General features: G+C 64.3%; 23 protein-coding genes. 16 read left to right on the forward strand and 7 right to left on the reverse strand.

The features are described 5' to 3' along the window. Complete coding sequence (locus B0E49_RS03550) at window positions 1-804, reverse strand: alpha/beta fold hydrolase (protein ID WP_077560626.1); 804 nt, start codon at window positions 802-804, stop codon at window positions 1-3. Between the two features lie 65 nt (window positions 805-869). Here B0E49_RS03550 and B0E49_RS03555 point away from each other — a divergent pair, with 65 nt between their 5' ends. The 6 genes from B0E49_RS03555 to ntrC all read left to right on the forward strand — a co-directional run bounded on the left by B0E49_RS03555 (window position 870) and on the right by ntrC (window position 7,544). After that, window positions 870-1,766 (forward strand): EI24 domain-containing protein, encoded by an 897-nt coding sequence (locus B0E49_RS03555; RefSeq protein ID WP_077560627.1) that lies wholly within the window; start codon window positions 870-872, stop codon window positions 1,764-1,766. Further along, window positions 1,717-2,589 (forward strand): competence/damage-inducible protein A, encoded by an 873-nt coding sequence (locus B0E49_RS03560; protein ID WP_077560563.1) that lies wholly within the window; start codon window positions 1,717-1,719, stop codon window positions 2,587-2,589. The genes B0E49_RS03555 and B0E49_RS03560 overlap by 50 nt, the downstream gene beginning before the upstream one ends. 212 nt (window positions 2,590-2,801) lie before the next feature. After that, window positions 2,802-4,217 carry a type I glutamate--ammonia ligase gene (gene glnA, locus B0E49_RS03565; RefSeq protein ID WP_077560564.1) on the forward strand — a complete coding sequence of 472 codons (1,416 nt, stop codon included), beginning with the start codon at window positions 2,802-2,804 and terminating at the stop codon, window positions 4,215-4,217. Window positions 4,218-4,379: 162 nt separating this feature from the next. Next, on the forward strand, window positions 4,380-4,880 hold the full coding sequence (locus tag B0E49_RS03570) for a hypothetical protein (protein WP_077560565.1): 501 nt from the start codon (window positions 4,380-4,382) through the stop codon (window positions 4,878-4,880). Further along, window positions 4,877-5,959, forward strand: a complete 1,083-nt coding sequence (glnL, locus tag B0E49_RS03575; RefSeq protein ID WP_077560566.1) for a nitrogen regulation protein NR(II) — start codon at window positions 4,877-4,879, stop codon at window positions 5,957-5,959. Before B0E49_RS03570 ends, glnL begins: the two co-directional genes overlap by 4 nt. A gap of 28 nt (window positions 5,960-5,987) precedes the next feature. Then, on the forward strand, window positions 5,988-7,544 hold the full coding sequence (ntrC, locus tag B0E49_RS03580) for a nitrogen regulation protein NR(I) (protein WP_077560567.1): 1,557 nt from the start codon (window positions 5,988-5,990) through the stop codon (window positions 7,542-7,544). A gap of 46 nt (window positions 7,545-7,590) precedes the next feature. Here ntrC and B0E49_RS03585 read toward each other — a convergent pair whose 3' ends face one another. Next, complete coding sequence (locus tag B0E49_RS03585; protein ID WP_077560568.1) at window positions 7,591-8,361, reverse strand: exodeoxyribonuclease III; 771 nt, start codon at window positions 8,359-8,361, stop codon at window positions 7,591-7,593. A gap of 180 nt (window positions 8,362-8,541) precedes the next feature. On the opposite strand from B0E49_RS03585, the gene B0E49_RS03590 reads away from it, so the two are divergent. Further along, window positions 8,542-8,961, forward strand: coding sequence for a phasin family protein (locus B0E49_RS03590; RefSeq protein WP_077560569.1), 420 nt, complete (start codon window positions 8,542-8,544; stop codon window positions 8,959-8,961). 47 nt (window positions 8,962-9,008) lie between these two features. Continuing rightward, window positions 9,009-10,193: an acetyl-CoA C-acyltransferase family protein gene (locus B0E49_RS03595; protein ID WP_077560570.1), complete on the forward strand. Its 1,185-nt coding sequence runs from the start codon at window positions 9,009-9,011 to the stop codon at window positions 10,191-10,193. Window positions 10,194-10,208: 15 nt separating this feature from the next. On the opposite strand, the gene B0E49_RS03600 is transcribed toward B0E49_RS03595, so the two are convergent. The 3 genes from B0E49_RS03600 to B0E49_RS03610 form a co-directional block, all read right to left on the reverse strand. Then, window positions 10,209-10,694, reverse strand: a complete 486-nt coding sequence (locus B0E49_RS03600; protein ID WP_077560571.1) for a dihydrofolate reductase — start codon at window positions 10,692-10,694, stop codon at window positions 10,209-10,211. Between the two features lie 82 nt (window positions 10,695-10,776). Continuing rightward, entirely contained in the window at window positions 10,777-11,607 is an 831-nt protein-coding gene (locus tag B0E49_RS03605) for a thymidylate synthase (RefSeq protein ID WP_077560572.1), read from the reverse strand. Between the two features lie 42 nt (window positions 11,608-11,649). Next, window positions 11,650-11,922: a type II toxin-antitoxin system CcdA family antitoxin gene (locus B0E49_RS03610; protein ID WP_077560573.1), complete on the reverse strand. Its 273-nt coding sequence runs from the start codon at window positions 11,920-11,922 to the stop codon at window positions 11,650-11,652. 165 nt (window positions 11,923-12,087) lie between these two features. On the opposite strand from B0E49_RS03610, the gene B0E49_RS03615 reads away from it, so the two are divergent. The 8 genes from B0E49_RS03615 (at window position 12,088) to B0E49_RS03645 (ending at window position 17,609) form a co-directional block, all read left to right on the forward strand. After that, window positions 12,088-12,534, forward strand: a complete 447-nt coding sequence (locus tag B0E49_RS03615; protein WP_077560574.1) for an SRPBCC family protein — start codon at window positions 12,088-12,090, stop codon at window positions 12,532-12,534. Window positions 12,535-12,557: 23 nt separating this feature from the next. Beyond that, window positions 12,558-13,205 carry a dihydrofolate reductase family protein gene (locus B0E49_RS03620; protein ID WP_077560575.1) on the forward strand — a complete coding sequence of 216 codons (648 nt, stop codon included), beginning with the start codon at window positions 12,558-12,560 and terminating at the stop codon, window positions 13,203-13,205. Window positions 13,206-13,218: 13 nt separating this feature from the next. Continuing rightward, the gene (locus B0E49_RS20425; RefSeq protein WP_168174986.1) at window positions 13,219-13,362 is read left to right on the forward strand and encodes a hypothetical protein; all 144 of its coding nucleotides are present in this window, start codon (window positions 13,219-13,221) and stop codon (window positions 13,360-13,362) included. A 67-nt stretch (window positions 13,363-13,429) separates the two neighbouring features. Continuing rightward, the gene (locus tag B0E49_RS03625) at window positions 13,430-14,125 is read left to right on the forward strand and encodes a VIT1/CCC1 transporter family protein (RefSeq protein ID WP_077560576.1); all 696 of its coding nucleotides are present in this window, start codon (window positions 13,430-13,432) and stop codon (window positions 14,123-14,125) included. 8 nt (window positions 14,126-14,133) lie between these two features. Continuing rightward, complete coding sequence (locus tag B0E49_RS03630; protein WP_286137776.1) at window positions 14,134-14,412, forward strand: DUF4087 domain-containing protein; 279 nt, start codon at window positions 14,134-14,136, stop codon at window positions 14,410-14,412. An 87-nt stretch (window positions 14,413-14,499) separates the two neighbouring features. Then, window positions 14,500-15,654, forward strand: a complete 1,155-nt coding sequence (locus B0E49_RS03635) for a cytochrome P450 (protein ID WP_077560578.1) — start codon at window positions 14,500-14,502, stop codon at window positions 15,652-15,654. Window positions 15,655-15,717: 63 nt separating this feature from the next. Then, entirely contained in the window at window positions 15,718-16,305 is a 588-nt protein-coding gene (locus B0E49_RS03640) for a TMEM175 family protein (RefSeq protein ID WP_077560579.1), read from the forward strand. A 50-nt stretch (window positions 16,306-16,355) separates the two neighbouring features. Then, a complete protein-coding gene (locus B0E49_RS03645; protein ID WP_353647337.1) occupies window positions 16,356-17,609 on the forward strand; it encodes an esterase/lipase family protein in 1,254 nt (417 codons plus the stop codon). 4 nt (window positions 17,610-17,613) lie between these two features. Here B0E49_RS03645 and B0E49_RS03650 read toward each other — a convergent pair whose 3' ends face one another. Further along, window positions 17,614-19,026: an FAD-binding oxidoreductase gene (locus B0E49_RS03650; protein ID WP_077560581.1), complete on the reverse strand. Its 1,413-nt coding sequence runs from the start codon at window positions 19,024-19,026 to the stop codon at window positions 17,614-17,616. Between the two features lie 25 nt (window positions 19,027-19,051). Continuing rightward, window positions 19,052-19,442 (reverse strand): DUF2069 domain-containing protein (locus B0E49_RS03655; protein WP_286137777.1); only part of this gene is annotated, 391 nt, incomplete at its 5' end.

The following is a 19,442-nucleotide window of genomic DNA, read 5'->3' on the forward strand; positions in this document are numbered from 1 at the left end:
CTATCCGATCGGGGCGAGGAAATCGGCGATCAGCTGCGTGGTCAGGGCCGTTTGATCGCGGTGCGGCGAATGTCCGCATTGCTCCAGTTTTTGTAGCACACAGTGCTCGCCGGTCGTGCGGATCTGGTCGATTTGCTGCATGGTGCCGTAGGCATCATCAACCCCCTGAATGGCCAGCACCGGGGCGCGGATGCGCTGGCAGTCGCCGCGGATATCGAAACTGCGGAACGCCTCGTCCAGCCAGATGTCGTTCCACTGCCAGAAAGCGCAGTCGACGTCGGCGTGGTAGCGCGCCAGCCGTTCGCGCAGATCGCCGCTCTCGTAGGCCGTGCGGGCCTGCGCAATCGAGCGCACCGAAATGTCTTCGACGATCACATGCGGGGCCAGCACGATGCAGGCCTGCACCGGGTAGCGGCTCGCGTACAGCAGCGCAATGCTGGCGCCATCGGAATGACCGAGCAGCACGGGCTTGTCGATCTGCAGCACACGAAGCAGTTCGGGCAGCACCTCCCACGCCTCCCGGTGCATGTAGTCCGGCTGCAAGCGCCCCACGCGCAAGCCCTCGCGCTCGGAAGATGCGCCGCGTACGTCGGGCACCGGATCGGACCGGCCGTAGCCGCGGCGCGAATACACCACGCCGGCGCGCCCGGTGGCCAGACATACCTGGTCGGGCCAGTCGCGCCACATGGCGACCGAACCCAAACCCTCATGCAGAAAAACGATGGGAGCGCGGCGCTGCTCGCCGGCCGCCGCCTCGATCTGGCGCACTTCCAGTTGCACGCCATGGATGCGAATCATGCTCATCGGGGAATGGTAAGGGATGTGCGCCATGGCTGTCGCGCCGGCGCTGCCGCGGTATGCTTCATGCCATGACTCTATTTCTCGATTCGTTCTGGCGCGCGGTGGCGTATTGCCTGCGCCCGCGCGTGATTGCGCTGTCATTCCTGCCATTGGTCATCATGGTCGGACTGTCACTGGGGTTGGGCTATTTTTTCTGGACGCCCGCGCTCGATTGGGTGCGCGGCATGCTGGACGCCTCCGTCTGGCTCACCCACCTGTGGTCGTGGCTGGACGGGGTTGGCGCGGGCAACCTCAAGACGGTGGCGGCCCCGCTGATCGTGATCTTCACCGTCACGCCGCTGCTGGTGATCGTGTCGCTGCTGATCGTGGCCGCCCTGATGACGCCCGCGCTGGTGGGGCTGGTCGCCGAGCGCCGTTTCCCCACTCTGGAGCGCAAGAAGGGCGGCTCTGTGCTGGTCAGCATCCTCTGGTCGCTCGGCTCCACCTTGCTGGCCGCGATCGCACTGGTGATCTCGATTCCGCTGTGGCTGGTGCCGCCCCTGATTCTGATCCTGCCGCCGCTGATCTGGGGCTGGCTGACGTATCGCGTCATGGCTTTCGATGCCCTGTCCAGCCATGCCAGCCGCGACGAGCGGCGCGAGATTTTCCGCCGCCATCGGGGCTGGCTGCTGGGCATCGGCGTGCTTTCGGGCTACCTGGGCGCGGCGCCCAGCATCGTGTGGGCCTCGGGTGCGCTGTTTGCGGCCGCGTTTGTGATCCTGGTGCCGGTGGCGATCTGGATCTACACCCTGATCTTTGCGTTCTCGTCGCTGTGGTTCTCGCACTATTGCCTCACCGCTTTGGCAAACCTGCGGGCCGAGGCCACTTCCGCTGCTTCGCCCGCCCCCGTCACACCTGTCGCGCCCACCTTGATCCATGACCTCCATCCAGACCCCGCCGCAACCGGCCACACGCTCGCACCCTGAAGAGCGGCCCCATTTCGGGCTCATCATCGTCGGTGACGAGATCCTCTCGGGCAAGCGTGCCGACAAGCATATGCCCCGGGTCATCGAATTGCTGGGCGAGCGCGGCCTGCAGCTCGACTACGCCGAGTGCCTTGGCGATGTGCCCGAACGCATCACCGCCACGCTGCATCGCGCCTTTGCCTCGGGCGACGTGGTGTTCAGCTGTGGCGGCATAGGCGCCACACCCGACGACCATACGCGCCAGTGCGCGGCCAGGGCGCTTGGCGTGCCTCTTGAATTGCACCCGCAAGCCGAGCGCCTGATTCGCGAGCGCATGCAGGATATCGCCAGGGAGCAGGGCACGGCCTACGAGCCGGATCGGCCCGACAACATCCACCGCCTCAACATGGGCGTCTTTCCCCAAGGCGCGCAGCTGATCCCGAATCCCTACAACAAGATTCCGGGCTTCAGCTGCGTTGGCCCGGGCGGTGGCGCGGTGCATTTCGTGCCGGGCTTTCCCGTCATGGCCTGGCCCATGATTGAGTGGGTGCTGGAGCACCATTACGCGCACCTGTTCCGGCAAGCCGCTTACGAGGAAAGATCGGTCATCGTGTTTGGCTCCATGGAAGCGGCGCTCACGCCCTTGATGGAAGAAATCGAGCGAGTGCATGCGGGCGTCAAGGTATTCAGCCTGCCCAGCGTGGATCACCCCGAATATGGCCGCCATATAGAGCTTGGCGTCAAGGGTGATCCGGCCGCGGTGGCTGCCGCCTACCCGGTCTTGCTGGCAGGGCTGCACGGTTTTAACGCGCAACTAGGCCCCGAACTGGTGCGTAAAACCTGATGCACCAATATGGTTCATTAATGCAACGTACCAACATGGTGCATGCGAAAACCCCGCTGGACCAAAAAAGCGGGCGCGAGTCGCCGGCAACGTATCGCCTCAAGGCAGAATACGAGGCTCGGCCCAAAACAGACGCGTCGGCTTTGGCACAGAAACTGCATTAGCTTGCCGTTCCCCGAATTTTTTAACCAACTTCCAACCAGGAGAAACTGATGGCAAAGACCGTCGCAGACGTGATGAAAATGGTGAAAGAAAACGAAGTCAAGTTTGTCGACTTCCGTTTCACCGATACCCGCGGCAAAGAGCAGCACGTCACCGTTCCCGCTTCACATTTCGATGAAGACAAATTCAGCGCCGGGCACGCGTTCGACGGCTCATCCATTGGCGGCTGGAAGGGCATCGAAGCCTCCGACATGCTGCTGATGCCGGACGCCAATACCGCCAACATCGACCCGTTTTACGAAGAAACCACGCTGTTCATGAGTTGCGACGTGCTCGAGCCCGGTGACGGCAAGGCCTATGACCGCGATCCGCGCTCGATCGCCAAGCGCGCCGAGGCCTACCTCAAGGCCTCCGGCATTGGCGACACCGCCTTTTTCGGCCCGGAGCCCGAATTCTTCATCTTCGACGATGTGCGCTGGAACACCGACATGTCGGGCACTTTCTTCAAGATCGAAGAATACGAAGCGCCCTGGAACAGCGGCAAAAAGCTCGAAGGCGGCAACCGCGGCCACCGTCCCACCGTCAAGGGTGGCTACTTTCCAGTACCTCCAGTCGACAGCACGCAGGACATGCGCGCTGAAATATCCCTGGTTCTCGAGTCGCTGGGCGTGCCCGTGGAAGTGTTCCACCATGAAGTGGGCGGCGCCGGCCAGAACGAAATCGGCACCAAGTTCAGCACGCTGGTCGAGCGCGCCGACTGGACCCAGATCCTCAAGTACGTGGTCTGGAACGTGGCCAACGCCTATGGCAAAACCGCCACCTTCATGCCCAAGCCCATCGTCGGCGACAACGGCTCGGGCATGCACGTGCACCAGTCGGTCTGGAAAGACGGCAAGAACCTGTTCGCGGGCGACGGCTACGCCGGCCTGTCGGATTTTGCGCTGTACTACATCGGCGGCATCATCAAGCATGCGCGCGCGCTCAACGCCATCACGAATCCCGGCACCAACAGCTACAAGCGCCTGGTGCCCGGCTACGAGGCCCCGGTGAAGCTGGCGTACTCCGCCAAGAACCGTTCTGCCTCGATCCGCATTCCGTATGTGGCCAACCCCAAGGGCCGGCGCGTCGAAGCGCGCTTCCCCGACCCGCTGATGAACCCGTACCTCGGTTTTGCGGCACTGCTGATGGCGGGGCTGGACGGCGTCGAAAACAAGATCCATCCCGGCGAAGCCGCGACCAAGGACCTGTACCACCTGCCGCCCGAGGAAGATGCGAAGGTGCCAACTGTCTGCCACAGCCTGGACCAGGCGCTGGACCACCTGGATGCCGAGCGCGGCTTCCTGACCAAGGGCGGCGTGTTCTCCGACAGCATGCTGGACGCCTACATCGAGCTGAAGATGGGCGAAGTCACGCGCTTGCGCATGGCCACGCACCCCATTGAGTTCGACATGTATTACTCGCTGTAATCACGAGGCAACTGAAAAAAAGGCGGCCTGTGCCGCCTTTTTCATGGGCGGCCGATCCGTCCTGGCGAGCCGCCGGCGCCTGGTGCCGGGCAAATTTTGCGTTCGAAGTTGATTGGGCGATACTTCAATGAACTTCCCTGGCGTGTCATGCTCGGAAACCGTATGAAAAAAGCACTATTGATCTCACTTCTTCCGTTCGCCACCGTCCTTCTTGCCGCCAGCAGCTTTGCCCAGAGCCAGATCTACCGCTGCGGCAACGAATACACCAACAATGCCTCGGACGCCAAGGCCCGTGGCTGCAAGCCCTTTGCGGGAGGCAACATCACCATCGTGCCGGGCACCCGGCCCAGCACCGCCGCCGCACCCGCGCGTGCCGGCGCGGCTCCGCAGCCGCGGGTGGGCGCGGCCGACCAGCGGGCCCGCGATGCGGACGCACGCGCCATCCTGGAATCGGAGCTGAGCAAGGCCCAGGCCCGGCAGACGGATCTGCTCGCGCAGTACAACAATGGCCAGCCCGAAATGCTGGGCCCCGAGCACCGCAACCACCAGAAATACCTCGATCGCGTGGCGGAGCTCAAGGCCAGCATCGACCGCAACCAGAGCGACATTGATGGTATCCAGCGCGAGCTGAGCCGCCTTCCCGCGCCAGCTGCAGCACAATAGACGGCTTGAGCAAGCCCGCCCCTACTGCCGCCTCGCGTTTCCAGGCGTTTGACCTGCTGGCGACGCTGGTCGCCGTGGTGCACACCGATGGCACGGTGCTGTTTGCCAATGCGGCGCTCGAAGACGCCATCGGGGCCTCGCGCCGCACCATCGAAGGCTCGCAGTTCCCGGGCTTTTTCACTGAACCCCACATCCTGGCCAACGCCCTGAGCGGCGCCGGCAGCAATGAGTTCGCCGCGCTGCGCTATGACGCGTGGCTGAACCGCCTGAATCACGAACCCATTCCCGTGCATGTGATCGTGGCGCAGACCGAGAGGCCGAACGAGATCATTGTGGAATTGCTGCCGCTGGAGCAGCAGGCCCGGCAGGATCGCGAGGAGCGGCTGATCGACCAGGCGCAGGCCAACAAGGAGCTGATCCGCAACCTGGCGCACGAGATCAAGAATCCGCTGGGCGGCATCCGCGGCGCGGCGCAGCTGCTGGAGATGGAGATCGACTCGCGCGAGCTGACCGAATACACCCAGGTCATCATCCACGAGGCCGATCGCCTGCAAACCCTGGTGGACCGGCTGCTGGCGCCGCACCGCAAGCCGCATGTGGTGGGCGACGTGAACATCCACGAGGTGTGCGAGCGCGTGCGCGCGCTGGTGCAGGCGGAATTCCCCAAGGGACTGCAGGTGGTTCAGGACTACGACATCTCGATCCCCGAGTTCCGCGGCGACCGCGAGCAGCTGATCCAGGCGCTGCTCAACGTCGTCCACAACGCCGCGCAGGCGCTGGCCGAGCGCATCAAGGCGGGCGATGCGCAAATCATTTTCCGCACCCGCATTGCGCGGCAGGTCACGTTTGGCAAACAGCGCTATCGGTTGGCACTGGAATTGCATGTCATCGACAATGGGCCCGGCGTGCCGGACTCGATCAAGGACCGCATTTTCTTCCCGCTGGTGTCGGGCCGGGATGGCGGCTCCGGACTGGGGCTGACGCTGGCGCAAACCTTTGTGCAGCAACACCACGGCTTGATCGAGTGCGACAGCGTGCCCGGCCGGACGGATTTCAAGATACTGATTCCGCTGCCCTGACTGTTTGACCTGAGGTGACATACAAGCCATGAAGCCGATCTGGATAGTTGATGATGACCAGTCGATCCGCTTCGTGCTGGAAAAGGCGCTGCTGCGCGAAGACCTGCCCACGCGCAGCTTCACGAACCCGCGCGACGTGCTGGCGGCCCTGGACGAAAACGGGGGCGAAGGCCCCCAGGTGCTGGTGAGCGACATCCGCATGCCGGGCGGCTCGGGCCTGGATCTGCTGGAGAAGGTCAAGGCCAGGCACCCCGGCCTGCCCGTCATCATCATGACGGCGTTCTCGGACCTGGACAGTGCCGTCTCGGCCTTTCAGGGCGGCGCCTTCGAATACCTGCCCAAGCCGTTCGACCTGCCCAAGGCGGTGGAGCTGATCCGCCGCGCGGTCGAGGAGAGCCAGCGCGAAGAGGTGGCGGAAGAGCGCATGGCCGATGCGCCCGAAATGCTGGGCCAGGCGCCCGCCATGCAGGACGTGTTTCGCGCCATTGGGCGCCTGTCCCAGAGCAACGTCACGGTCATGATCACGGGTGAATCAGGCTCGGGCAAGGAACTGGTGGCGCGCGCGCTGCACAAGCATTCGCCGCGCGGCGACGCCGGCAACAACGGCCCGTTCGTGGCCATCAACACCGCCGCCATCCCGAAAGACCTGCTGGAGTCCGAGCTGTTTGGCCATGAGCGCGGCGCCTTCACCGGTGCGCAAACCATGCGCCGCGGGCGCTTCGAGCAGGCCGAGGGCGGCACGCTGTTCCTCGACGAAATCGGCGACATGCCGTTTGACTTGCAGACGCGCCTGCTGCGCGTGCTCTCCGACGGACATTTTTATCGCGTGGGCGGCCACACCGCGGTCAAGGCCAACGTGCGCGTGATTGCCGCCACGCACCAGGATCTGGAGCAGCGCGTCAAGGAGGGCGCTTTCCGCGAGGATTTGTTCCACCGCCTGAACGTGATCCGGCTGCGCCTGCCCGCGCTGCGCGAGCGCCGCGAAGACATCCCCACGCTGACGCGCCACTTCCTGCAGCAAAGCGCCAAGCAGCTCGGCATCGAGCCCAAACGCATCTCCGACGCGGCGCTGGCCCGCTTGAGCGCGTTCAACTTTCCCGGCAACGTGCGCCAGCTGGAGAACATCTGCCACTGGCTGACCGTGATGGCGCCCGCGCAGGTCATCGAGCCCAAGGATTTGCCGCCCGAGGTCCTGCTGGCAGCGCCGGGCGATGCGGTGGCGCCGGCGCCTGCCGCCGCTGCGGGACCGGCCGAGCCGCATGGGGGCACTGCGGCTACCGGCGGCGGTGACACCGCTGCCACGGGACTGCCTGCGGAACCATTGGCCGGTGCACCAGCCCCCGTGGGCACGGCTCTGCTTTCTGCGCCGGCAGGCGCCTGGGAGCATGGGCTCGAAGTCGAGGCGCAGATGCTGCTGGCTGCGGGGCGCCTCGATGTGTGGGATGAGTTGACGCGCCGCTTCGAGTCCCGGTTGATCCTCACGGCGCTGGCCAATACGAAAGGCCGGCGCATCGAGGCGGCGCACAAACTGGGCATCGGCCGCAACACCATCACGCGCAAGATCCAGGAGCTGGGTCTTGAATGAAATAGGCTGTTAGCCCTTATCTGATCTGCGCAGTCTGCTATTAAAATTATAGTAGCTGTAGATCCATCACGACTGGTGCATGGTCGCTGGGGCGCTCGTTCTTGCGCGGTGCCTTGTCGATCACGCAGCCTTGCACTCCGGGCTTGAGCGCGGCGCTGACCAGGATGTGGTCGATGCGCAGGCCGTGGTTGCGCCGGAACGCGAAATCGCGGTAGTCCCACCAGCTGTAGCTTTTTTCGGGCTGCGCAAACAGCCGGTGGGCATCCACCAGGCCCAGCGCAACCAGCGCGCGCAGGTGGTAGCGCTCTTCTTCCGTGCAATGAATCTGGTCCTTCAGGCCCACCGGGTCCCATACATCGGCGTCGTCGAACGTGATGTTGTAGTCGCCCATCAGCACCAGCTTCGGATGCGTCGCCAGCTCCTCGCGCACCCAGTCGCGCAGCGCGCGCAGCCAGTGCATCTTGTATTCGAATTTCTCGGTGCCCGGCGCCTGCCCGTTCGGGAAATAGGCCCCGATCACGCGCACGCCGTCCACCGTGCCGCACAGCACGCGCGACTGGTCGTCGCTGAAGCCGGGGATGTTCTTGATCACGTCCGAGGCGGGTGTGCGCGACAGCAGCGCCACACCGTTGTAGGTTTTCTGGCCGAACCATTGGGCCTGGTAACCCGCTTCAAGAAATGCCGCTGCGGGGAATTTATCGTCCGTCATCTTCAGTTCCTGCAGCGTCAGCACGTCCACCGGATTCGCGGCCAGCCAGTCCAGCACCTGCGGCAGCCGCACGGTGAGCGAGTTGATGTTCCAGGTGGCGAGTCTCATGAGCTTATTTAACCTATTGATTCAGATAGAGAATTTCGGCCTGAATGGCACAGGACGCGGGGAGTGAAGGCATCCGTCGGCGACGCCTGATTGTCCCTCAGCGCGCCGCGTCCGCAACTGTGGCTGGAGAGGTGATAATTGAAATTGCACCCAACCCACCACTCGATGAGGAGACATGCCATGACCAAGGATTCCAACCCGTTCGGCGACGTGACCAAGATGATCGAGAAGTTCAAACTGCCTGGGGTCGATCTGTCGGCCATCGTCGAGGCGCGGCGCAAGGACCTCGAGGCGCTGGTCGCGGCCAACAAGGCGGCCTACGAGTCCATGCAGGCGCTGGCGCATAAGCAGACCGAGATGCTGACCCAGGCGATGCAGGGGATTCAGGAAGCGGTCAAAGAGGCGGCCGCCAGCAAGGGCGGATTGCCCGATCCGAAAAAACAGACCGAGCTGGCGCGCGACGCCTGGAAGAAGACGCTTGCCGACATGAAGGATCTGGCCGAGATGGCCCGCAAGGCGCAGGCCGATGCGATGGCCGGCCTCACGGAGCGCGCGACGCAAAGCGTGCAGGAAATCAAGAAGATGATGCAGCCCAAATAGGCGGCAGTGGATTCATTTTTTAAATTTTGTTCTCAAGGAGATGGAGCATGAGCAAGCGTGATGTGGTGGTTCTGGGCGCGGCCCGTTCGGCCATCGGTACCTTCGGCGGCTCGCTGGCCGACACCGAGCCCGCCGAGCTGGCCGGCATCGTGATGAAGGAAGCGGTCAAGCGCTCCGGCGTCGACCCCAAGGCGATCAACTACGTGACGGTCGGCAACACCATTCCCACCGACAGCCGCTTCGCCTACGTGGCGCGCGTGGCGTCCATTCAGGCCGGGCTGCCGATGGAGTCGGTCGCCATGGCGGTGAACCGGCTGTGCTCGTCGGGCCTGCAGGGCATCGTGACGACGGCGCAGAACATCCTGCTCGGCGACTGCGACTATGGCGTCGGCGGCGGCGTGGAAGTCATGAGCCGCGGCGGCTACCTTTCCACTGCGATGCGCAGCGGCGCGCGCATGGGCGACAGCAAGATGATCGACACCATGGTCGCCACCTTAACCGACCCGTTCGGCGTCGGCCACATGGGCATCACGGCCGAGAACCTGGTGACCAAGTGGGGCATCACGCGCGAGGAGCAGGATGCGCTCGCGGTCGAGTCGCACCGCCGTGCCGCGGCGGCAATCAAAGAGGGCCGCTTCAAGTCGCAGATCGTGCCCATCGTGAAGCAGACGCGCAAGGGCGAGGTCACTTTCGATACCGATGAGCACGTCAAGCCCAATACCACGATGGAAACGCTCGCCAAGATGAAACCGGCCTTCAAGAAGGACGGCTCGGTCACGGCCGGCAACGCATCCGGGATCAACGACGGCGCGGCCTTCTTCGTGCTGGCCGATGCCGCGGTGGCGGCTGCCGCCGGCCACAAGCCGATGGCGCGGCTCGTGTCCTACGCGGTGGCCGGCGTGCCCAACGAGATCATGGGCGAGGGTCCGATCCCGGCCACCAGGCTGGCGCTCAAGAAGGGCGGCCTCACGCTGGATCAGATGGACGTGATCGAGTCCAACGAAGCCTTCGCGGCGCAGGCTATCGCGGTGTCGCGCGCGCTCGAACTTGACATGAAGAAGACCAACCCGAACGGCGGCGCGATCGCGCTGGGCCATCCCATCGGCTGCTCGGGCGCCTTCCTCGCGACCAAGGCGGTGTACGAGCTGCACCGCACGGGCGGCCGTTACGCGCTGGTCACCATGTGCATCGGCGGCGGGCAGGGCATCGCGGCGGTGTTCGAGCGGCTCTGAAGCGCGCGTCCCGGCTCAAGAGCGGTCGAGGGTAATAAAGCTGTAGGCCAGGCCCGAGCTGGCCACATGCGACTCTCGCGCTGTCTCGTGCCACTCGGGGCCGAAGACCGGCGCGAAGGCGTCGCCCTCGAAGTCCTGCGCGATTTCGGTGATCACCGCGCGCTGCGCCAGCGGCAGGGCCTGCGCAAAAAGTTGCGCGCCGCCGATGACCCACACTTCTTCGAACTGCTCACAAAAACGGAGCGCATCGTCCAGACTGGTAAAGGGCTGCGCGCCATTTTGATGCCAATCCGGCTGGCGCGTGATGACGATGTTGACGCGCCCGGGGAGCGGTCGGAACTTTGCCGGCAGCGAGTCCCAGGTCTTGCGCCCCATGATCACCGGGCAGCCCAGCGTGGTGCGTTTGAAGTGCGCCAGGTCCTCCGGCAGGTGCCAGGGCAGGGTGCCATCGGCGCCGATCACGCCGTTGGCGGCGCGCGCAAAAATCAGGTGCAACTTCATGTTTGATTCACCATCCCGGGTTGATTCGCCATCCCCACGTTGACTCGTGTCATTCCCGCGCAGGCGGGAATCCATTGCAGCGTCAAACGGCCACTGGCGCCTTGATCGCCGGATGGCACTGGTAGTCCAGTACCTCGAAATCCTCAAACTCGTACTCGAAAATCGAGGCCGGCTTGCGCTTGATGTGCAGCGTGGGGTAAGGGTAGGGCGCGCGGCTCAGTTGCAGCGCCACCTGCTCGTGGTGATTGCTGTAGATGTGGCAGTCGCCGCCGGTCCAGATGAAATCGCCCACGGCCAGGTCGCACTGCTGCGCCACCATGTGCGTGAGCAGCGCGTAGCTGGCGATGTTGAACGGCACGCCCAGGAAGATGTCGGCGCTGCGCTGGTACAGCTGGCACGAGAGCCGAGCCGGTCCTGAGCCTGTCGAAGGGGCCACATAGAACTGGAAGAACGCATGGCACGGCATCAGCGCCATCTTGTTCAGCTCGGCCACGTTCCACGCGCTCACGATGATGCGGCGCGAATCGGGGTTGGTCTTGAGTGTCTTGATGACCTCGGCAATCTGGTCGATGTGGCCACCGTCCGGCGTCGGCCAGCTGCGCCACTGCACGCCGTACACCGGGCCGAGGTCGCCGTCCGGCCTGGCCCACTCGTCCCAGATCGTCACGCCGCGCTCTTTCAGCCAGTTGTTGTTGCTTGATCCGGTCAGAAACCACAACAGTTCCTGGATGATGGAGCGCAGGTGCACCTTCTTGGTCGTCACCAGCGGAAAGCCCTCGTTCAGGTCAAACCGCATCTGGTAGCCGAACACGCTCTTGGTGCCGGTGCCCGTGCGATCGGTCTTCGGTGTGCCATGCGCGTCCACATGGCGCATGAAGTCTTCGTATTGGGAGCGGATGGGGTGGGCAGGCATCAGTAACTTCCGAAAAACAGGGGTATCACGACTTGGATCATCTCAGGAGGCCTTGCGCCCATCGCCCAGACTCTTGCCGAAAGTGCGGTACTTGGCCAGGGGAAGTCCGTACTTGGCAATGCGGGCGTTGTCAGCATCGAAGGCTTCCCGGTTGCGCTCGCTCCACTGCGCCCAGCAGCGGCGCTTGACCTCTTCGGCCAGCAGAGCCTCCACCGTCTGCGAGACGTTCACGCCCAGCTCCCTGGCCATCGTCAGCAGCTCGGCGTTGAGCGACAGGTTGGTGGCTTTTTTCGGAGCCTTGGCAGACGGGAGCATGGCACATGCCCTGGATAACGATGCATGAATTGTATGCGCATGATGCTTGCGCAGAAATGGCGTCTCAAGCTGCCAACACTTCTCCATCTCTCCGTGGTATGTCGATTTTGATCCACCTCAATCGTCGTACATTCAGAGGGTCGTCCTCTATTTTGAAAGCTGACCATGCCTACAAACACCGTTCGACTTCACCGGGTGGTTCGGGCTACTCCGGAGCGGATCTACCGTGCCTTCCTTGATGCTGATGCGATGGCCAAGTGGCTTCCGCCCTACGGCTTCACTTGCAAGGTCCATCACATGGACGCCAAAGTCAAAGGCACGTTCAAGATGTCCTTCACGAACTTCTCGACGGGCCACGGCCACTCCTTCGGCGGAGAGTATCGCGAGCTTGTGCCGCATGAGCGCATCCGCTATTCCGACAAGTTCGACGATCCGAACCTGCCCGGAGAGATGGAGACAACCGTTTCCCTGCGGCCGGTCACGTGCGGAACCGAGTTGAACATCGTGCAGGAAGGAATTCCGCAGGCTATTCCCGTCGAGATGTGCTACCTCGGGTGGCAGGAGTCGCTCGCGCAGCTTGTGAAGCTGGTCGAGCCCGTGATTCCAGACTAACTGACCCCACAGTGAGGAACGTCATGTCAAAACTCCGCGTCCAAAGTTTTGCAATTTCCATCGACGGCTACGGTGCCGGCCCGAACCAGGACCTGCAAAATCCGCTCGGCGTGGGCGGCCCCGAGTTGATGGAGTGGTTCTTCCCCACACGCCTGTGGCGCAGGATGCAGGGCCAGGGCGATGGGGAGACGGGGGTCGATAACGGAATGGCGGAGCAGGGCTTCGCCGGCATCGGCGCCTGGATTCTGGGGCGCAACATGTTCGGCCCGGTCCGGGGCCCGTGGCCAGATGAGAGCTGGAAGGGCTGGTGGGGCGATGAGCCGCCCTACCACACGCCCGTCTTCGTGCTGACGCAGTATCCGCGGGCGCCGCTCAGGATGGCGGGAGGCACGGAATTCCGCTTTGTCACCGAAGGCATTCACGCCGCGCTGGAGCAGGCGAGGGCGGCAGCGGGCGGCCTCGACGTGCGCCTGGGTGGCGGTGTCGCCACGGTCCGGCAATACCTGCGCGCGGGTCTGATTGACGAGCTGCACCTCGCCATGCGGCCCGTCCTGCTCGGTTCGGGCGAGCATCTCTTGAACGGCATTGATCTGCGTGCCCTGGGCTATGAATGCGCGAAGTGCGTCGCGGGCGAACGTGCGACCCATGTCTTTTTGCGCAAGCATGCGTGACTGGAGAGTTCCGATGCCCATGCACATTCGCCATCCCTGGCTGATCGCCATCCTGACCGTGCTGCTGGCGTGCGGCGCATGCGCCAGGGAGCTTTCGTCGAAGGCTCAAACCCGCTGCGGCTGGGGGGTCACTCCCACGCCCGGTTATCCGTCTTGACAGAGAAGAAATTAAGTGCACGGCAGAGGTGCACGGATCAGCATCCATAACAACGAGGAACTTTGTCATGCGTCCACATCACCGGGAACGACACCGCACTGAGCGCATCGGCTGGCTTCGCGCTGCCGTATTGGGTGCGAACGATGGCATCGTCTCCACCGCAAGCCTGGTATTGGGGGTTGCTGCGGCGCATGCAACGCACAGCAGCATATTGGTCGCGGGGCTGGCCGGCCTGGTCGCCGGCGCCATGTCGATGGCCGCGGGCGAGTATGTGTCTGTCCACACGCAGGCCGATACCGAAAACGCAGACATTGCGCAGGAACGCAGGGAGCTCAAGGCAGATGACGCGGGAGAGCACAGGGAACTGGCGGCGATCTATGTGGCTCGGGGTCTTGCTCCGGCGCTGGCAAAACAGGTCGCCGAGCAACTCATGGCGCATGACGGGCTCGGTGCGCATGTGCGCGACGAACTCGGGATTTCCCCGGCCCTCAGCGCACGGCCGATTCAGGCTGCCTTTGCTTCCGCCGCCAGTTTCTCTGCTGGAGCCGCCATGCCCCTGGCGGTCGCCTGGCTGGCCCCGCAGGCAAGCCTGGTCATCCTCGTCGCGTTGACATCACTCGCTTTCCTGGCGTTCCTGGGGGCAGTGGCTGCACGCGCTGGTGGTGCCCCTTTGGCGGCGGGCGCAATGCGTGTCACGTTTTGGGGGGCGCTGGCGATGGGGTTGACGGCTGGCGTTGGCGCTCTGTTTGGAGCGGTTGGCTAACCTGTTTATTGAGCGGGCCGCGTGAAAACCCCGGGAACGCCTCGCTGTTCGACCGCGACGGCGAGTGGACTATCGGCATTCAAGGCGGCCATCAGGCCGAGGGCGATTGGCCCGACTTCACAGCATCGCAATGGGTCAACACGAACCGGGGCCATGACTATAGCTGCGCCTGCCTCGATGGGGTTGCCGACCCGCGCACGCATGAGGTGGCCCGCATCCGCTTCGCCCACGCCCGTGCGCTCAGTGTTTGCCGCAGGGTCCCTATGCTCAAAGGAGTGGCGCCCTGACGGGGCGGGCTGCCGTGCATCGCCAGCAGGTAAGATGTCCAGGCGATGCCTTGTCTGCAGTTCGCTGCTGGACGATGAGGAAAAAACATGAACGATAAACGCAAGCCGGATTGGGATCCGAGATCCGAAGAGGTCGTGCGCGACCAGCGTGCGGCTTACGACGAAATGCGCGAGCGCTGCCCCGTTGCCTATAGTGAGTTCATGCAGTGGTCGCTGTTCCGCCATGAGGACGTGAGTCGCGTTCTGCACGATCACAAAACGTTCAGTAACGCCGTATCCCGGCATCTCTCCGTGCCCAACGGGATGGATCCCCCCGAGCACACGAAATATCGCCGCATCATCGAGTCCTATTTCACGGTGCAACGGATGGACGCCTTCGAACCCGTGTGTCGGCAACTGGTCGCGGAGTTGGTGCGGGACGTGCTGGCCAGCGGCGAGGTGGAACTGATGGCCGACTTTGCGCTGCCCTTCGCGGTGCGGGTCCAGTGCGCCTTTCTGGGCTGGCCGCCGACGTTGCGCGAACGACTGGTCCGCTGGACCAGGAAGAACTACGAGGCCACGCTCGCCCAGGATTTGCAGGCCATGTCGGAAATCGCGCGTGAGTTCGAGGGTTTCATCGACGGCATGCTGGAAACCCGAATGCAGACCGGCGCAAAGCCCGAAGACGACGTCATGGGTGCGCTGACGCACGAAAAAGTTTGGGGGCGGCCGCTGAGCAACGAGGAGATTGCCAGTATTTTGCGGAACTGGACCGTTGGGGAGATCGGCACCATTTCCGCGTCGGTTGGCATCCTGATTCACCATCTTTCACAACACGTTGAGTTGCAGCAGCGATTGCGCGCCCAGCCGCTTCTGTTGCCCGCCGCCATCGACGAAATTCTCCGGATTCACGGACCGCTGGTTGCCAACCGACGCGTCACGACCCGCAAGGTGGCAATTGGCGGCCAAAAAATCGGTGCCGGCGAGAGAATTTCGCTGAACTGGGTCTCCGCCAACCGGGACGGCCGCGTTTTCGAGGATCCGCAAGCGTTTCGGCTGGACCGCGATCCGGCGGCGAATCTGCTGTATGGCGCGGGCGTCCACGTCTGCCCAGGCGCTCCACTGGCCCGCATGGAGATGCGCGTGTGTCTGGAACAACTGCTGGAACGCACCACACGGATTCAGGATGTCCCGGGCAAGGCGCCGAGGCTGGCGGTGTACCCGGCGAGTGGTTTTGCCACCTTGCCGCTGCAGGTTCGATGAGCGCCATCGCTGCGGCAGCAATTTCCGGACAGTGGAATTTTCATGAGTACAGGCGGCGCCGGAATGAGCAAGACCAGGATCGAAGCATTCAGCGATGGCGTGATCGCGATCATCATTACCATCATGGTGCTGGAGCTCAGGGTGCCACATGGCGAGGGCATGGATGCGCTGGTGCCGCTGATCCCGGTGTTTTTCAGCTATGTGCTGAGCTTCGTTTACGTCGGCATTTACTGGAACAATCACCATCACATGTTGCAGGCCGTGCGCACCGTGACCGGACCCATGCTGTGGGCCAACCTGCACCTGCTGTTCTGGCTCTCGCTGTTTCCGTTCGCCACGGGCTGGATGGGTGAGAATCACTTTGCTGCGGCACCGTCGGCCGTCTATGGGGTCGTGCTGCTGATGGCAGCCATCGCCTACTGGGTGCTCCAGCAAATCATCATTGCCTCGCAGGGCCCCGACTCGCTCCTGAAAAAGGCGGTCGGCAGCGACTGGAAGGGCAAGGCATCACCTTTTCTTTATCTCGCCGGCATCGCGGCGGCATTCTGGTCGCACTGGATGGCGCAGGGGCTTTACGTGTTCGTGGCGCTGATGTGGCTCGTTCCCGATCGGCGCATCGAGCACCTGCTGGCCAGCAAGGACGCCGGATAGGGGAACTGAAGTGGCTGGTCCCACTCCAATCCAGGACGATGACCATCCCAGTGCCAAAGAACTCCCTCAAACATCTGCGCGCCTCGGATCTTCGGGGCGTAGCCCAATTGGCAACACAGGCCACCGCGGGCGTGACCCGCATTGCCGAGGGCGTGCACCAGGCGGTATGGCGCAGCTTGGGTGCGTCAGGTGGCCCATTGCCCGATCAAACCGGCGGCATCACCGGCCTGGTTTACAAGAGCATCCAGGGCGTCACGCAACTGCTGGGGAAAGGTGTTGATGCGCTGTTCGCCCGCTTGCAGCCGCTGCTGGAATCCGCCGACACAGCCCAGCCCGGAACGCCCCAGCGCGAAGCGGTGCTCGCCGCGCTCAATGGCGTGATGGGCGACCGTCTGGTGGCCGGCAACAATTCGCTGGCCACGCCCATGACGCTGCGCTACCGGGGCGAAGCGCTGGACTGGCAGGCCTTGCCGCCGGGTCTTGCGGTCACGGGCAAGGTGCTGCTGCTGATTCATGGCCTGTGCATGAACGACCTGCAATGGCACATATGGCACGCAGGAGAGCCGGCGCAAGAGGTGGGCCATGGCGCGGCGCTGGCGGCGCAACTGGGCTACACCCCCGTTTACCTGCGTTACAACACGGGCCTGCATATCTCGGAAAACGGGCACGAACTCTCCCGCCAGCTGGAGCAACTGGTCGCGCACTGGCCCGTACCCATCGACGAATTCACCGTGGTGGCGCACAGCATGGGCGGTCTGGTCATTCGCAGCGCCGTGTACTACGGCAGGCAGGACGCCGCGCGCTGGCCGGGCCGGCTGAGCAACATTGTGTTTCTGGGGACACCGCACCATGGCGCGCCGCTGGAGCGGGCCGGCAACTGGATCGACGTCATCCTGGGGCGCACACCCTTCAGCGCGCCGTTTGTCCGGCTGACCCGCTTGCGCAGCGCCGGCATCACCGACCTGCGCTACGGCTATGTGCTGGACGTTGACTGGCGGGGCCAGGACCTGTTTCGCCCCAGGCTCGACAGCCGCAAAGCAGTGCCCTTACCCGAGGGCGTGGCCTGCTACGCGGTGGCCGGGACCACCGCCGCCAAACGCAGCGCCCTGGCCGACCGCCTGGTGGGCGACGGCCTGGTGCCCTTGAACAGCGCACTGGGCCAGCACGATGACCCGCGGCGCAGCCTGGCGTTTGCCAAAGCCTCGCAGTGGATTGCCTACCGCACGAATCACATGGCGCTGCTGAGCAGCCCGGCGGTGACGCAGCAACTGGTGCAGTGGCTGACGCCGCCGCCGCGAGCCTGAACGGCTACATCCGCAGCACGCGTCCCGGATTCATCCGGTTCTGCGGGTCCAGCGCGCGCTTGACGGCGCGCATCATGGCCAGCGCCACCGGTGATTTGTGGTGCTCCAGCTTGTCCACCTTGAGGCTGCCGACGCCGTGCTCGGCCGAGATGGAGCCGCCGAAGGCCTGCACCGAATCGAACACCAGGGTGTTGATGCGTGCCTCCTGCTCGCGCAGGAAAACCCTGGCGTCGCCGCCTTCGGGCGCCTGTACGTTGTAGTGCAGGTTGCCGTCGCCCAGATGCCCGAAGTTGACCAGGCGCACGCCGGCGATTTCGCGTGCCAGCAGCGCATCGGTCACGCGCACGAACTCGGGAATGCGCGAGACCGGGATGGAGATGTCGTGCTTGATGTTCAGGCCTTCCTCGGCCTGCGCCAGCGGAATGCTCTCGCGAATGTGCCAGAGCTGGTGCGCCTGCGTGAGGTTCTCCGCGACCACGGCGTCGCTCACGCAGCCGCTCTCCAGCGCGGTCTCCAGCAGGCGCTCGAACTGCGCGCGCGCGTGGGCCTGCGACTCGTGGTCGGAGTTTTCCAGCAGCACGCAGTACGGCATGTCCTGGAACAGCGGCACGCGCTGCTGCGGGAAGTGGCTGGCCACCAGACTCAACGCAAACTGGCCCATCACCTCGAAGCCTGTCAGCCCCGCGCCCAGGTGCCGGTGCGCCAGGCCGAGCAGCGTGACGGCGGCGTCCAGCGACGGCACGGCCGCCCAGGCGGTGAGCTGCGCGGCGGGCAGCGGATACAGCTTCATCGTCGCGGCCGTGATGACGCCCAGCGTGCCCTCCGAGCCGATGAACAGGTCGCGCAGGTCGTAGCCCGTGTTGTCCTTGCGCAGGCCCGACAGACCTTCCCACACCTCGCCCTGGGCCGTGACGACCTCCAGCCCGAGGCACAGCTCGCGTGTATTGCCGTAGCGCACCACCTGGGTGCCGCCGGCGTTGGTGCCCAGGTTGCCGCCGATCGTGCAACTGCCCTCGGCCGCCAGACTCAGCGGGAACAAAAAACCGGCGTGCTCGGCCGCTTCCTGCAGGGTTTGCAGCACGCAACCGGCCTCGACGGTGACGGTCAGGTTCGCGGCATCGATGGCGCGCACGGCGTTCATGCGCTGCAGGCTCAGCACCACCTGGGTGCCGCTGGCGTCGGGTGTGGAGCCCGCGACCAGCCCGGTGTTGCCACCCTGGGGCACGATGCTGGCGCCGGCTGCCGCGCAGGCCCGCACCACGTCCGCTACTTCTTTGGTAGCGCCAGGTCTAACCACGGCAAGGGCTTTTCCGCGTTCCCGCTTGCGCCAGTCGTTTTCCCAGGCGCTCAGGTCGCCCTCGGTCAGGACGTTGGCGGGGCCCACGATGCGGCGCAGCGATTCGATCAAATGATTCATGGCAAGGTGTTGACGATGAGGTCGTTCAGGCCACGGTCCGGGTGTCCGCGGCCAGTTTCGCGTTCTTCAGGCGCATGCGCACATGCAGGGCGCAGGCGATGAACAACAGCAGGCACAGCGCCACCTCGGCCATCGCGAGCCCGGCGCTGAGGCCATGGTCGCTGGTGGCGCGCACCACGCCCTCGGTGAAGTACACCCATACCAGCAGGCTGACCCAGCGGTAGGTGTACATGCGGTTTTTCAAAAGGCCGCCCAGCGGAATGCACAGCGGCAGCACCTTGAGGGCCAGCCACGAGCCACCCGGGCGGATCGGCGCCAACCACAGCTCCCACGCCAGCCCCAGCACGATCAGGCCCGCGAGACTGCCGACCGCGAGCCAGCGGGTGGTGGCGACGAGGGGCGGGGCGGTGTTGGGT

It is taken from the genome of Polaromonas sp. C04, from assembly GCF_002002705.1.
Taxonomy (GTDB): domain Bacteria; phylum Pseudomonadota; class Gammaproteobacteria; order Burkholderiales; family Burkholderiaceae_C; genus Rhodoferax_A.

Bases quoted from the DNA above. Each gene is read 5' to 3' on its own strand.
- B0E49_RS03570 (WP_077560565.1), top strand. From the start codon at position 4,380: ATGAAAAAAGCACTATTGATCTCACTTCTTCCGTTCGCCACCGTCCTT.
- ntrC (WP_077560567.1), top strand. From the start codon at position 5,988: ATGAAGCCGATCTGGATAGTTGATGATGACCAGTCGATCCGCTTCGTG.
- B0E49_RS03605 (WP_077560572.1), bottom strand. From the start codon at position 11,607: ATGCCTGCCCACCCCATCCGCTCCCAATACGAAGACTTCATGCGCCAT.
- B0E49_RS03640 (WP_077560579.1), top strand. From the start codon at position 15,718: ATGAGCAAGACCAGGATCGAAGCATTCAGCGATGGCGTGATCGCGATC.
- glnA (WP_077560564.1), top strand. From the start codon at position 2,802: ATGGCAAAGACCGTCGCAGACGTGATGAAAATGGTGAAAGAAAACGAA.
- B0E49_RS03595 (WP_077560570.1), top strand. From the start codon at position 9,009: ATGAGCAAGCGTGATGTGGTGGTTCTGGGCGCGGCCCGTTCGGCCATC.
- B0E49_RS03625 (WP_077560576.1), top strand. From the start codon at position 13,430: ATGCGTCCACATCACCGGGAACGACACCGCACTGAGCGCATCGGCTGG.
- B0E49_RS03615 (WP_077560574.1), top strand. From the start codon at position 12,088: ATGCCTACAAACACCGTTCGACTTCACCGGGTGGTTCGGGCTACTCCG.
- B0E49_RS03585 (WP_077560568.1), bottom strand. From the start codon at position 8,361: ATGAGACTCGCCACCTGGAACATCAACTCGCTCACCGTGCGGCTGCCG.
- B0E49_RS03550 (WP_077560626.1), bottom strand. From the start codon at position 804: ATGAGCATGATTCGCATCCATGGCGTGCAACTGGAAGTGCGCCAGATC.
- B0E49_RS03635 (WP_077560578.1), top strand. From the start codon at position 14,500: ATGAACGATAAACGCAAGCCGGATTGGGATCCGAGATCCGAAGAGGTC.
- B0E49_RS03650 (WP_077560581.1), bottom strand. From the start codon at position 19,026: ATGAATCATTTGATCGAATCGCTGCGCCGCATCGTGGGCCCCGCCAAC.
- B0E49_RS03620 (WP_077560575.1), top strand. From the start codon at position 12,558: ATGTCAAAACTCCGCGTCCAAAGTTTTGCAATTTCCATCGACGGCTAC.
- B0E49_RS20425 (WP_168174986.1), top strand. From the start codon at position 13,219: ATGCCCATGCACATTCGCCATCCCTGGCTGATCGCCATCCTGACCGTG.
- B0E49_RS03560 (WP_077560563.1), top strand. From the start codon at position 1,717: ATGACCTCCATCCAGACCCCGCCGCAACCGGCCACACGCTCGCACCCT.
- B0E49_RS03610 (WP_077560573.1), bottom strand. From the start codon at position 11,922: ATGCTCCCGTCTGCCAAGGCTCCGAAAAAAGCCACCAACCTGTCGCTC.
- B0E49_RS03555 (WP_077560627.1), top strand. From the start codon at position 870: ATGACTCTATTTCTCGATTCGTTCTGGCGCGCGGTGGCGTATTGCCTG.
- B0E49_RS03600 (WP_077560571.1), bottom strand. From the start codon at position 10,694: ATGAAGTTGCACCTGATTTTTGCGCGCGCCGCCAACGGCGTGATCGGC.
- B0E49_RS03590 (WP_077560569.1), top strand. From the start codon at position 8,542: ATGACCAAGGATTCCAACCCGTTCGGCGACGTGACCAAGATGATCGAG.